Annotated in this window: 5 protein-coding genes; 1 reads left to right on the forward strand and 4 read right to left on the reverse strand. The window is 36.8% G+C overall.

Going from position 1 to position 14,331, the window contains the following annotated elements:
- Positions 1-14: 14 nt before the first annotated feature.
- The 4 genes from MSG66_RS15425 to MSG66_RS15440 all read right to left on the reverse strand — a co-directional run bounded on the left by MSG66_RS15425 (position 15) and on the right by MSG66_RS15440 (position 12,067).
- A complete protein-coding gene (locus tag MSG66_RS15425) occupies positions 15-305 on the reverse strand; it encodes a co-chaperone GroES (protein WP_002120604.1) in 291 nt (96 codons plus the stop codon).
- 240 nt (positions 306-545) lie between these two features.
- A complete protein-coding gene (gene blp1 / locus MSG66_RS15430; RefSeq protein ID WP_324654533.1) occupies positions 546-10,085 on the reverse strand; it encodes a biofilm-associated Ig-like repeat protein Blp1 in 9,540 nt (3,179 codons plus the stop codon).
- A 304-nt stretch (positions 10,086-10,389) separates the two neighbouring features.
- Entirely contained in the window at positions 10,390-11,148 is a 759-nt protein-coding gene (locus MSG66_RS15435) for a metallophosphoesterase family protein (RefSeq protein WP_324654534.1), read from the reverse strand.
- A complete protein-coding gene (locus tag MSG66_RS15440) occupies positions 11,129-12,067 on the reverse strand; it encodes a diacylglycerol/lipid kinase family protein (protein WP_202743092.1) in 939 nt (312 codons plus the stop codon). The genes MSG66_RS15435 and MSG66_RS15440 overlap by 20 nt, the downstream gene beginning before the upstream one ends.
- A gap of 392 nt (positions 12,068-12,459) precedes the next feature.
- Between MSG66_RS15440 and MSG66_RS15445 the strand changes: the two genes are divergently transcribed.
- Complete coding sequence (locus MSG66_RS15445) at positions 12,460-14,292, forward strand: phosphoenolpyruvate carboxykinase (GTP) (RefSeq protein ID WP_042898484.1); 1,833 nt, start codon at positions 12,460-12,462, stop codon at positions 14,290-14,292.
- Positions 14,293-14,331 lie beyond the last annotated feature (39 nt).

The raw sequence follows: 14,331 nt of genomic DNA on the forward strand, positions 1-14,331 counted from the left end.
GAGTTATGGATTAATTAGCCTTCCAAAACAGCTAAAATGTCTGACTCTTTCATGATTAAGAGTTCTTCACCACTTACTTTCACTGTTGTACCTGCATAAGTACCAAATAATACTTTGTCACCAACTTTAACATCTAAAGCACGTACGCCATTCTCAGTGATTTGACCATTACCTACTGCAATGACTTCACCTTGCGATGGTTTCTCAGCAGCAGAACCTGGAAGTAAAATACCACCAGCAGTTTTGGTTTCTTCTTCTACGCGACGAATTACAACGCGATCATGTAATGGACGAATGTTGCTCATAATTAACTCCACCAGACTTAGTCTTTTTGATTAATTGCTATTGCCTTAATCCAGAGCAATAACAAAATATTTAGATGTCACTTTTGTGGGGATGAAAAAAAACGCTTCAAGGGGAAAATGAAAAAAAACTTATCTTTTTTGGTCATTTTTTAACAGGTTGTGAAGAGTTTTTATTAAATTTAAAGCACAAAATAAAAGGGACTATTTTCATAGCCCCTTTTATTAATAAAAATAACAATATTAAACAACAAGTTGTTGGTTATTTAACAATTCATCCAATGTTGTATTTACATGATTCAAAGTAATCAATGAAATACTACTAAACATTGTACCTTCACCATCTCGGTCAAGACTAATAGTTGTGTTTCCAGCGTCTTGTTCTACGCTAATAAATTTCGCCAATGTGCTCACATCTTTAGAATAGTCAATTAATAGTTCACTTAAATCGATTTTGTCTGCTTGAGTATCAGTTCTTACATCACCTAAAGTAAAGTCTAATACCGTATCATGTCCATTCCCGCCAGTCGCATCTTGGCTGTTTAGCAATTGGAACAAAATGGTATCAGCACCATCATTAGTCATATAGGTATCGTTACCTTCACGCCCATTCAAAACGTTATTACCAGAGTTACCTGTTAAAAGATTATCTAAAGTATTGCCTGTTGCATTTAGATGAGCAGAACCAACCAACTCCAAGTCTTCTACATAACGCCCGCTTTCTAGACCTGTCGACCAATCAGAATATCCAACCAGACTATAACTCACAGAGCTAATTATTTTATCATGTCCTCCTAAATCTAGATCTCGATAGCCAGATTCAACCAGTTGACTCTGCCAATAACCGCTTTCTACGAAAACATCTTGATAGTGGCTAGTATCTACCCAAACATCTTCATAACGACTCAGATCAACATAAACGTCTTCATAATGACTAGTATCAACCCAGCCTTCTTCTGAACGTATATAGGTCAATTCATAACCTTCTTGCCATTGCCCATCCGCAAAATCATAATATTGTTGTTCATATCGACTATAATCGCTATCTGCTGTGCCATTATCAATATAAGTCATACCATTCTGATTTTGATAAACATTTTGTACAGTTGAATAACCACTTGTGACCAATTGGGAATCATAATAACCATCAACAAACCATATCTGTTCGTAATGACCTTCAGTGACCCATTCTGGATATGTATAGCTATCATCAATCCAGACATCTTTATATGTTGAATACGGCTCAACAATATATTCTTGAACAAAATCACTTATATGATCAACTATATAAATATTATCTGTAGCATCACCTATAAACTGATCAACCGTGATCTTAGGTAAATCATTAATCGCTTTGCTGATAGTTTCACTACGATTTCCTGCACGATCAATAACAGTAATATCAAATGATGTCGCATTCTCATACATATAAGTAGAGAAAGTGCCATCTGCCATGACCGTAGTATTTGTTACAAAAGGTTCTTGATCAGCAAAATGATATGTAACTTCAAGAGTAGCCTTACTTTCTGCATGTCCCGCGAGCTCTCCCCATCCATTTATGGCAAGTTGTGTGGCTACATTCGGTGCTGTTGTATCATTTATAGCAACAACCGTTGTACCTACACTCTCATTTTGATTGGCATCAACTACTTTTACCGTCAATGTTTCACCATGCCAATATTGTGACCATAATTGCACCGAGAAAGTACCACTACTTCCTACAATAGTCAGGCCAACTTGATTATTATTAGCATCAAAAATATTAACAGTTGAATATGCTTCAGCTTGTCCTGAAAGTATATTTCCATTTTCTAATACAAGCTGTGTTGCTGCATTTGGTGCGACGATGTCTATGGGTGCGGTAATTTCGGTGTAAGCGCTTTGATAGCCGTTTAGTTCCACAACAATGCGTAAAGTCTGTCCATTCACCTGAGGTGAGTATAAATGAATATTAAAGTGCCCTGTTTCATCTACAAAACCACCACCAATATCATTGCTATACACATCAAAAATATGCACCTCACTATTTAGTGAAGCAGTTCCCTCAATAAAGAAACCATTTTCAGATACCACAATATGATTTGCTGATGGAGGTGCATTAGCATCTGCATTAAAAGTAATATTAAATGGCGTACTTATATTTTTGGCTAAATCAATTGCCGTGATAAATAGTTGCTCTCCACGTAATATAGGTGGATAAATATTAGCATTGAAATATCCTAATTCATCCGATTGAGATTCTGCTCGTAAATCCCCATCCGCATCCATTACCTGAATGATTACTTTTGAATCAGTGTGTCCAGTAATTCCATAACCATTATTGTTAATCACCACCTCATCAATCACTGGAACAATATTGTCTAAAGGCGCAATAATTTCAGTGATTGGGCTATATTGATTTATATTCTGATCAAAAACTCGAACTTGTAATGTCTGTCCTTGTAGATAGTAGTCATTTAACTGAATAGCAAAACTACCATCTTCATTCACGACACTGTTCCACACCTCATTAATGCTCTGAGCATCAGTAGATGTAACCACAATCGTCATTCCGGCTGTTGCCTTACCTGTCAAAATATGGCCATCTACATCCAGTTTTAGCTCTATTGCAGCAATTGGTGAATTCGAAAATACAGGTACTAACTGATGAGCAACTTCACTGCGGTTACCAGCAATATCTTTGACAAAAATACTTAAATTTTGTGTTTGATATTGACTCAGATTGATCCATTGATTAAACGTTCCATCATACCCACCATTAGTTGTTGCGATAATTGCACCATATTGATCAATAATTTCAACAGTTACATTTGGCTCAACCTCGCCAAAAAGTAATCCGTCTGACGTTAACGTAATATTTACAGCAGCTGGCGGTGCGACATCATCAGTTAAAGCATTTTGCTTAACTTCGATACTTCGGTTACTCGCTCGATCTATTACAATAAAAGTGAGTTCTTCACCATGTAAATAAACTTGATTAAAATAACCTGACACATTACCAATACCATCTACATAACCATAACCTACAACCTCACCCGCAGCATTTTTGACTTCAATCCGAGTATTTACTTCTGCTTGTGCCGTAAAGTTTTGGCCGTTTTCATTCAAGACAATATTTTCAATCAGATTTGGTGCAATATCATCAATCAAAGTATTTTGCTTGACCTCTATACTGCGATTACCAGCGAGATCTACGACGACAAAAGAAAGCTCCTCTCCATGTAAATAGACTTGATTAAAATAACCTGAAACATTACCAGTAATGTCTACATAACCAGAACCTATCACTTCACCCGCAGCATTTTTAACTTCGATTCTATTATCTGCTTGCGCTTGCGCTGTAAAGTTTTGACCGTTTTCATTCAAGACAATATTTTCAATCGGATTCGGTGCAACATCATCAGTCAAAGCATTTTGCTTAAATTCAATACTTTGATTACCTGCTCTATCTATAACGATAAAAGTGAGTTCCTCACCTTTTAAATAAACTTGGCTGAAGTGACCTGTCACATTACCAGTACTATCGACATCACCATAACCGACAAACTCACCCGCAGCATTTTTGGCACTAATAAAACTATTTGCCTCTGCTTGTGCCGTAAAGCTTTGACCATCTATGCCAAATATAATATTTTCAATCGGATTCGGTCCAATAGTATCCATCAAAGCATTTAACTTAAATTCAACACTACGGTTATCCATTCGATCTATGACAACAAAAGTAAGTTCTTCTCCATGTAAATAAATTTGATTGAAAGAGCCAGAGACGTTACCAGCATTATCTGTAACTCCCCAACCTCTCTGATTACCCAATGAGTCAAAAACTTCAATCTGACTATTTGCTTCTGCTTTTGCCGTAAAGCTTTGACCGTCCGCATCAAATATAATATTTGTAATTGCGGTTGGCGCAATATCATCAAGTGGAGCCTTAACTGAAACAGCTTCACTCACATTTCCAGCTCGATCTTTAACCGTGACTGTAAATTCTTCACCATGTAAATTGTAAGTACCGAAAGAAAAAGTGAATGTACCATCAGCGTTTACGCTATGGCTCCACGTATTCACCTGTTGGCCATTTTGGTCAAAAATCTGGATGAAGGTATTTGGCTCAGCTACACCAGAAAGAGATGAACCATCTTCATTAAAGACCAGATCACTTGCAGCTACAGGAGCAATATCATCAAGCGGTGCTTTTACAGTAACCCCACCACTCAAATTACCCGCCCGATCTACTACAACTACTTTAAATTCTTCTCCATGCAAGTAGTTACTGTCTAAAGAGATGTTAAATGTTCCATCCCAATTAACATTATTATTCCACTGATTTACCAATTGACCATTCTGATCAAATATTTGAATCGTAGCATTTGGCTCAGCCATACCAGTTAGATATGAGCCATCTTCACTAAATACTAAATTAGTCGCATTTTCTGGTGCAGTATTATCAAGAAAGGCTGTTTGTTTTACTTCAACACTGCGATTACCAGCTTGATCAATCACAACAAAAGTAAGTTCCTCACCTTTTAAGTAAATTTGATTCAAGTATCCTGAGACATTACCAGCACTATCTACATAACCTGAACCTACAACCTCACCCGCAGCATTTTTAACTTCAACTTGGCTATTTGCTTCTGCTTGCGCTGTAAAGTTTTGACCATTTTCATTGAAAATGATGTTTTCAATCACATTCGGAGCAATGTCATCATTTAAAGCATTTTGTTTAACCTCTGCACTGCGGTTACCAGCTCGGTCAATTACAACAAAAGTAATTTCTTCTCCATGTAAATGAACCTGATATAAGTAGCCTGAAACATTACCCATGCTATCGGTTGAACCATACCCTATGACTTCACCAGCAGCATTTTTGATTTCAATCTGAGTGTTTGCTTCTGCCTGAGCTGTAAAGTTGTGTCCATTGATATCAAATACAATATTTTCAATCGAATTTGGTACAACATCATCAGTTAAAGCATTTTGCTTAACCTCAGTACTGCGATTACCCGCTCGGTCAATTACAATAAAAGTGAGTTCCTCACCTTTTAAATAAATCTGATTCAAATAACCTGAGACATTACCAGCACCATCTACATAACCTGAACCTAAGACCTCACCAGCAGCATTTCTAACTTCAACTTGAGTATTTGCTTCTGCTTGCGCCGTAAAGTTTTGACCGTTTGAGTCAAGTACAATATTTTCAATCGGATTTGGTGCAATATCATCAATCAAAGCATTCTGTTTAACTTCTGTACTACGGTTACCCGCTCGATCTACAACGATGAAAGTTAATTCTTCTCCATGTAAATAGACCTGATACAAGTGACCAAAAACATTGCCTGTACTATCTGCTGATCCATAACCTATAATGTCGCCATTGGTATTTTTAATTTCAATTTGGCTATTTGCTTCGGCCAAAGCTGTAAAGTTCTGACCATTGATATCAAATACAATATTTTCAATCGGATTTGGCGCAATATCATCATTCAAAGCATTCTGCTTGACCTCTGCACTGCGGTTACCCGCTCGATCTATCACGATAAAAGTAAGTTCCTCGCCGTGTAAGTAAACTTGCGGGAAATAACCAAATACATTACCTGAGCTATCCGCATAGCCAGAAGCAATCTTATTTCCAGCCTGATCTAATACATCAATAGAGCTTCCAGCTTCTGCGTGAGCTGTAAAGCTTTGGCCATCTTCGTTGAAGATGATATTTTCAATCGGATTTGGTGCAATGGTATCAATTAAAGCATTTTGCTTAAATTCGACACTGCGGTTACCTACTCGATCTATGACAACAAAAGTAAGTTCCTCACCATGTAAATAGGTTTGATTGAAAAAACCAGAGGCATTACCAACACTATCCGTAGAGCCCCAACCTGTCTGATTACCCAATGAGTCAAAAACTTCGATCTGACTATTTGCTTCTGCTTGTGCTGTAAAGTTTTGACCGTTTGCATCAAGTAAAATATTTTTAATCGGATTCGGCGCAATATCATCAAGTGGGGCTTTTATTGAAACAGCTTCACTCACATTTCCAGCTTGGTCTTTAACGGTGACCGTGAATGCCTCTCCATGTAAATTGTTGCTACCTAAGAAAATAGTAAATGTACCGTCCGAATTTATGCTGTTATTCCATATATTCACGAGCTGACCATTTTGATCAAAAACCTGAATCGTAGTATTCAGTTCTGCTAGACCTGTCAAATATGAACCGTCTTCTGAGAAAACTAAATTGCTGGCTGCTGTAGGAGCAACCGTATCAGCGGTAATTACAGTATCAGTGCTTACTTGCCCACGAGCATCTGTAATTGATAAGAACAACTGCTCACCGTCAACAAGAGAACGGTCAAGTTGGAGACTGAAATAAATCGATCCATTCCAGCCATTATCTTCACCGACTTTAATTTCAGCTACGACTTCACCTTGGGCATCTTTAACAATGAGAGTACTATTATTTTCAGCTTGCCCACTTATCACTCCGTCTGAAGTAAAGCTATCTACATATGGGGCAAAAGCATAGTTAGGCGCCTGTATCTGAGCAGCTAAACTTACATTTCCATTTACATCTGTAGCCGTGACATAAACTGTCTCAGCATTGGTTAAAAACATACCTAATTCTATTGAGAAACTTCCACTCTCGTCGGTCCAGTTATTCCAAAACCATTTATTAAGAATGTTTCCTTGTCCATCTTTAACCAAAATTTCAGAGAAAGGTTCTGCATGACCATAAACTAGATCACCAACATCATTGAAATTTAAATCTGTTGGAACAGGTGGAGGAGTCAGATCTACAATAATATTCTGCTCGGGGCTCATCAAACCTTTATTATCAACAATTTGAACGGAAATCTGCTCTCCATCAATTAAAGGACGGTTTACACTCAAGCTAAAATGACTAAAGTCACTCCCACTATTGTCATCACCTAATGTAACTTTTCCTAATTCATTACCCTCAGCATCACGCACAATTACCGTACTATTATCTTCAGCAACCCCAGAAATTAAACCTTCTTGTGTAATACGTTCAACATGTGGAATATAAGCAAAGTTTGGAACCTCGATTAGAGCTTCACTAATATTCTGATTTTTATCTACTACTTGTACGGTAACCGATTCGCCTTCTTTTAAAAATTGGAATACAGATAAGCTTGCAAAACCTTGCTCATCTGTAACACCGTTAGCGATTAGATTTCCTGTTCCGGAAAATACAAGAATAAAGCTGTTAGGTTCATTAACATGTACTGATAAAGTTTCACCACTTACATCAAATTGTGGAGTTTCTAAAAATACTGCTGGGGTATAGTCTGCTGTAATATATTGCGGATGGCCTGAAATATTATCTTTATCTGTAGAGATAATAATATGAGTCCCTTCCTCTAAAGGCTGATCGAGAGACAAAGTAAATGGTCTTACTTCACCTAATGCCATTACACTAAATGGAGTAATACCAGAGTTATCAAATGCAATCGAATTAAACTCTTGTAGAATATTTCCATCTTGATCTTTTACAATAAAGTGACTGCCTTCAGTCGCATAGCCGATGATTACACCTTCTGGACTAATTCGTAGAATACTAAGAGCTGGAACTTCAGTAACTAGACCAATTGATGAGTGTTCACTGCTGTATCCATTATAAGTAGCGACGGCATAAACTTCTTGATTTGAACTAATTGAAAGGTCTTGTAGAGTAAATTTACCCTCATCATTAGTTATTGTACTTGCAAGCCAATCACCATTTTTATTGTAGATATCAATCTTGCTTCCTTTATAAGCACTACCTGAAATGATAGCTCCATCTAGATTGTTGAAAGTTAGAGAATCTAGTATTGGCGAATTCGGAGTATGATCTACACTATAACTATGTACCTGTTGAATAATCGCTGTATTGCCAGCTTGGTCAGTAAGACTAATATCAACTGATATATTAGTTTCCAACTGTTCTGACCACAGAAGATCTGCTGGAATTTCGGCAACCCATTCTTGGGTTACTTCATCAAAATAAAAGTTATAAAGAACATCATTTAAGGTAGTATTTACCGTAGTTAGCGCGCTGTTTAAATCTGTTGGTAGATTATCGATTTCCAGTTTTATCGAAATAATCTGATCTTTTTCAACTAGACTTATCTTATTATCTACAGTAATTGGTTTAACAGTTACTGTACTTTCTTGAATATTTAAAGAATTATCTACCATCACTTTTTGCACAGCAGTTTCTGATGTATTGCCTGCAAGATCTGTCACCACAGCTTTGTATTGGTAAACACCATCAGCTAAATCTTTTTGATCTGCCGTGGTAATTTGCCAAGTTTTTCCATCATCTTTAGAAATTTCATAATGATCTAGTAAAGCTGCTTGTTCGCCGATAACAACCGGTTGGGCCAACTTCAAAGTAAAACTATTATCTTGTGTAATCTGGTCAGTTGCCGAAATACCTGTATCAGCCAAATCAGAGAAAGTCAGTTCACCTGCTTGAGGTGCTGCTGTATCAATAACGACTTTTTGCACAGCGGTTTCTGACGTGTTGCCTGCAAGATCCGTCACCACAGCTTTATATTGGTAAACACCATCAGCTAAATCTTTTTGATCTGCCGTGGTAGTTTGCCAAGTTTTTCCGTCATCTTTAGAAATTTCATAATGATCTAGTAAAGCTGCTTGTTCTCCGATCACAATCGGTTGGGACAACTTCAAAGTAAAACTATTATCTTGTGTAATCTGGTCAGTTGCCGAAACACCTGTATCGCTCAAATCAGATAAAGTTAGTTCACCTGCTTGAGGTGCTGTTGTATCTACAACCACCTTTTGTACAGCAGTTTCGGATGTATTACCTGCAACATCTGTGACTACAGCTTTATATTGATAAGTACCATCAGCTAAATCTTTTTGAGCTACTGTTGTTTCCTGCCAAGTCTTTCCTTCATCTTTCGATAACCAGTAAGTGATTTGGCTATTTATTTCTTGTCCATTAATCTTTAAATCAAAAGTTTTATCTTGTGTAATTTGATCCGTTGTTGAAACGCCTGTATCGCTCAAATCAGATAAAGCCAGTTCACCTGCTTTTGGCGCAGCTGTATCCACCACTACTTTTTGTATAGCGGTTTCAGATGCATTTCCAGCTCGATCTGTCACTACAGCTTTATAAAGATAACTTCCGTCAGCTAAATCCTTTTGAGTTACTGTTGTTTCCTGCCAAGTCTTTCCTTCGTCAGTAGAAACTAAATACGTTACTCTACTACCACTTTCTTGTCCCTCAATCTTTAAATTGAAGTTTTTATCTTGAGTGATCTGGTCCGTTGTTGAGGCACCTGAGTCCAAAAGATTTTTGAGAATCAAATTACCTGACTCAGGAGGGGTCGTATCTTTAGGATCTTTCCGCGACAATAAAGCAATTGTTCCTGCACCCGCTAAAGCACTGACCACCCCAGACCAGATAGGTACAGAAGATGAAGCATCTATAAATTTTGGTGCATCTTTTAATTCTAGATAATTAACTGTAGTTTGCCCTGTGGCATCTTCACCCAAATTGGCAGTCCAATAACTCTGCCCTTCATTTAAAAGAATTTGTGGGTTTTCGCTGATAAAAAAGTTTTCTAAAACAATTTCAGTTCCATCTTTTAGATGAATAATTGCTTTATTTCCCTCTCTTGTTATTGAGGAAATTTTGTCTGGACTTATATCTAATTTTGCGATTGTTTGGGGATCTATTACAATATTTTTTGTCTGGCCTATATGAATATCAACTGTATTATTTTTTGAAGCGTTATTTGCCATTAATGATACTTGTACCATTTTTCCACCATGAAATTTTAAATAATTATTAAGTTTTTCTAAAATATTAAGTAAAATAGAACTCATTTTTATAAAATATTATTAAATTCCATAAAATACTAAACCCTTTATTATAGCTGCTTAAAAATCGCGGCTTTTTATATAGTTAAAAATTTTTATGTATCCATTAATATTATTTTAAAATGATAAAACATTTAGAATGTTTTTCTATTCCCCATATATAGAATTTAAAGCTTAGGAATTGTAATGGATAAAATTTTATCAATCTACTCTTAAATTAAGTGTCTTATATAATTTTTATAAATTAAATTAATTGAAAAATCTTTAAATCATAATTAAACCAATAATGATCAACTTTCCCTTCATTTGAAATGACATTAAAACTATTCGGAACATGATAATGCAAACGGCTAGATGTCGCTGTTCCTGCATGAATATCATAAATAGGATGATCTATTTCGAGATGATAAATCTGTGTTAAATCATATACAGCCGTTTTATGCAGATGCCCATGTAACATCCCAAATAGCCCTGTTGTACTCCATTTTTCTAAAGCCATTTTCCCTAATACGGGGCAATCTTTAATACCGTGCTCGTCATCAGGTGGATTATAAAAAGGCTGATGAAAAACAACTAACTTAAATTTATGAGCTGGTCCTTGTTCTAGCCGTTCATATGTATTCTGAATTTGCTCAATCGAAATATGACCACGAGTATGATAACGGCGGCGTATACTATTTACGCCAACAATATAAAAATGCTCAGTTTCTAATGTAGGCTCAAGCTGACCAAAAAAATACTGATATCGGGTAAACGGAGAAAAAAACCGGTTCCAGACATGATACAAAGGAATATCGTGATTCCCCGGTACAATAAGATAAGGAATATTAAGGCTATCTAAAAACTGTCGGCATTTAAAGAATTGTTCATATCGAGCACGTTGAGTAATATCACCGCTCACCACAATAACTTCAGGCTGTTGCTGAATACAGAAACTTTTTATTGCATCTAAACACTCTTCTTTTTCTGTCCCAAAGTGTAAATCAGACAGATGTAATAACATTTGGCACCATAATATTTAAAGCATTCTTCTCTACAGTGAAATTTAAAGGTGTTTTCATCTCTATTATTTCACCATCCAATGCAACTGTGAGTTTAGATTTTTTTGCACAATCTACAACAACATGATCTGCACAAAAGCTATATACATCTTGTGCATCTTCAACTTTGCCCTGAATCCATTGCCATAACATGTGTAATAAACTAAGCCTATCACTTTTTGTAATGACCACTCCAGCAACTCTCCCCTGTGCAGCACAATCAGCAATTCTTAATTTCATATCACATAGTTGCAATTGATTATTACCAAAGAAAATTAGTGGTGTTTTAACTGGATATTTATTTCCATCAACTGTGACGGAGAGTTTCATGGATTTATTTTCTCTTAATAAAACATCCAAAGCAGATGTGTATGCATGTAAGGGTAATCTTCCTAAATATTGATTATAAAGCTCGCGTTTTTTTATAAATAATGGATAAAGACCTAAGCTCGCATTATTCAAATAAATATGATCATTAATTGCTGCCACATGTACTGATCTAGGTGTACCTGTAGCGATAACTTCAGCCGCTTCTAACACATCTAAAGGAATATCTAAAACTTTAGCGACATAGTTAAAAGTCCCTAAAGGTAAAATTCCCATCGGGATATTAGTATGTCTGAGTTTTGATGCAACTGCATTTAACGTCCCATCCCCACCAGCTGCAACAACAACGCCTAAATTTGCACTTTGACTATGCCGATGGATGACTTTATTCATCAAATCATCAAAGGTGACTTCCTCTGCTAATTCAAAAACTTGTATTTCAAAACCAAATTCGGTAAGTACAGTCATTAATTGTTCATACATATCTTCATGTTTTGAAGCATGAAAACCCGATTTCTGGTTATAGATGATAGAGAGAGGTTTTAAAGTCCGCATTTTTATTATCTTAGAGAGGATTTACCCTATATTTTGTATAGAAAATCGCCTAATAAAAGTCTCTTTATGTAAATTTCGAATGATGATCATTTGTTTAATCAATAATAATTCTCAAGAAAAATTTAAACATCAAGTCATTGATTTTAAAATAAATAAATAATATAAATAACACACATACAACATAAAAATGTAAAGAATAAAATACCCTAAAAAACAATAAACCATTGATTTTAATAAAGAAAAATTAAAAACTAAAATATCTATTTCTTATTCTTTAGTCTTATTTTTTTTATGATTTTATGCTTTAATACAGCCACTTTTTTATTTGATCTTTCATTGTACCTCAATGAATGACTTGTACATTGTTGTACATATTTTGAATAGGCCTCACCATGACCACAGTGAACGCACCAGAATTCGTTCGTCATCCTAAGCTTATCGCATGGGTTGAAGAAATTGCAAACTTAACCAAACCAGCAAAAATCGAATGGTGTGACGGAAGCGAAGAAGAGTATCAACGTCTAATCGACTTGATGATCGCTAACGGCACCATGCAGAAATTAAACCAAGAAAAACATCCTGGTTCTTATCTTGCAAATTCTGATCCATCTGATGTTGCACGTGTTGAAGATCGTACCTACATTTGCTCTCAAAAGAAAGAAGATGCTGGCGCGACAAACAACTGGGAAGAACCAGCTGTTATGCGTGAAAAGTTAAATGGTTTGTTTGAAGGGTCAATGGAAGGTCGTACAATGTACGTTGTGCCTTTCTCTATGGGTCCACTTGGAAGCCATATTGCTCATATCGGCATTGAGTTAACTGACTCTCCTTACGTTGCTGTTAGCATGCGCAAAATGGCACGTATGGGTAAAGCAGTTTACGACGTGTTAGGTACAGACGGCGAATTTATTCCTTGTATTCATACCGTAGGTGCTCCACTCACTGAAGGGCAAAAAGACGTTGCATGGCCTTGTAACCCTGAAAAATACATCGTTCATTACCCAGAAACTCGTGAAATCTGGTCTTACGGTTCTGGTTATGGCGGTAACGCATTACTTGGTAAAAAATGTTTAGCACTTCGTATCGCTTCTGTTATGGGACGCGAACAAGGTTGGTTAGCTGAACATATGCTTATTCTTGGTGTAACTAATCCACAAGGTGAAAAACACTATATCGCTGCAGCATTCCCATCTGCATGTGGTAAAACAAACTTTGCAATGCTAATTCCACCAGCAGGCTATGAAGGCTGGAAAATTGAGACTGTAGGTGACGATATTGCTTGGATCAAACCAGGTGAAGATGGTCGTCTATACGCAATCAATCCAGAAGCTGGTTTCTTTGGTGTTGCTCCTGGTACAAATACCAAAACTAACCCTAACTGTATGGCAACTCTTCACAAAGATGTTATCTATACAAACGTTGCGGTAACTAATGATGGTCAAGTATGGTGGGAAGGTCTTTCTAAAGAAGTTCCAACTAACTTAACTAACTGGAAAGGTCAACCTCACGTAAATGGTGAAAAAGCTGCTCATCCAAATGCACGCTTCACTGTTGCTGCTGGTCAATGCCCTTCTATTGATGCTGACTGGGAAAATCCAGCAGGCGTTCCGATTTCTGCATTTATCTTCGGTGGTCGCCGTGCAGATACGGTTCCTTTAGTATCTGAAGCTTTTGATTGGGTTGATGGCGTTTATAAAGCTGCAACTATGGGTTCAGAAACCACTGCTGCTGCTGTTGGTCAACAAGGTATCGTTCGTCGTGACCCATTCGCGATGCTTCCATTTGCTGGCTACAACATGGCTGACTACTTCGATCACTGGTTAAGCCTTGGTGAAGAAGTAAGTACAAAAGCTGAAGCTGCTGGTAATAAATTACCAAAAATCTTCAACGTAAACTGGTTCCGTCGTGATGCTGAAGGCAACTTCGTATGGCCTGGTTTCGGTCAAAACATGCGTGTTCTTGAGTGGATCATTGACCGTTGTGAAGGTCGTGCAAACGCTGTTGAAACACCAATTGGTCTTGTTCCAACTTACGATGACTTGAACTGGGAAGGTACTGATTTCTCTAAAGAAGAATTTGACCTTATCACAGCTCAAAATAAAGATCAGTGGGTTACTGAAATTGAAAGCCACACTGAATTATTCAATAAACTTGGTGAACGCTTACCAAAAGCATTAAAAGAACGTCAAACAGCTTTACTTGAAGCTGTAAAAACTGGCTTCTAATTGCTAAATATAAAAAAGGTCGCCATGTGCGGCCTTTTT

It is taken from the genome of Acinetobacter sp. IK31 (genome assembly GCF_035615195.1).
Lineage (GTDB): Bacteria > Pseudomonadota > Gammaproteobacteria > Pseudomonadales > Moraxellaceae > Acinetobacter > Acinetobacter calcoaceticus_C.

Excerpts from the sequence above, each read along its gene's own strand:
- MSG66_RS15425 (WP_002120604.1), bottom strand. The coding sequence starts at position 305 with ATGAGCAACATTCGTCCATTACATGATCGCGTTGTAATTCGTCGCGTA.
- blp1 (WP_324654533.1), bottom strand. The coding sequence starts at position 10,085 with ATGGTACAAGTATCATTAATGGCAAATAACGCTTCAAAAAATAATACA.
- MSG66_RS15435 (WP_324654534.1), bottom strand. The coding sequence starts at position 11,148 with ATGTTATTACATCTGTCTGATTTACACTTTGGGACAGAAAAAGAAGAG.
- MSG66_RS15440 (WP_202743092.1), bottom strand. The coding sequence starts at position 12,067 with ATGCGGACTTTAAAACCTCTCTCTATCATCTATAACCAGAAATCGGGT.
- MSG66_RS15445 (WP_042898484.1), top strand. The coding sequence starts at position 12,460 with ATGACCACAGTGAACGCACCAGAATTCGTTCGTCATCCTAAGCTTATC.